At 63.7% G+C, this 454-nt stretch carries 1 protein-coding gene; it reads left to right on the plus strand.

The window, feature by feature from the left end:
- Nucleotides 1-21 precede the first annotated feature (21 nt).
- Nucleotides 22-454, plus strand: a 433-nt coding sequence (locus ACU8YC_RS27375) for a TolC family protein (RefSeq protein WP_446896310.1), incomplete at its 3' end; no start/stop codon positions are given.

The following is a 454-nucleotide window of genomic DNA, read 5'->3' on the forward strand; positions in this document are numbered from 1 at the left end:
AAGACAGATCAGCACCGGACAATGTCGGCCAGCGGTGGCTATCGCAACAGCAGCTTCAGCGACCTGTTCAGAGTGCCGAACCGTTTCTGGTCGGTGGGGCCGCAACTGGCGCTGACCCTGCTAGACTTAGGTAGCCGTCGTGCGGAACTGGAGCGGGCCGAGGCCAGCTACGACCAGACGGTCGAGAACTACCGCCAGACCGTGCTCGACAGCTTCCGCGAGGTGGAGAACTACCTGGTGCAGCTGCGGGTGCTGGAACAGGAGGCGGTGGTGCAGCGCGAGGCGCTGGATGCCGCACAGGAGTCCCTGCGCCTGATCGAAAACCAGTACCGCGCAGGTACCGTCGACTTCCTTAGCGTGGCAACCGTGCAGACCACCGCGTTGAACAACCAGCGCACCAACCTGACCCTGTCGGGGGATGGCCTGCCGGACAGCGTCCTGCTGATAGCTTCAC

The organism is Citrobacter sp. VF227, from assembly GCF_052950715.1.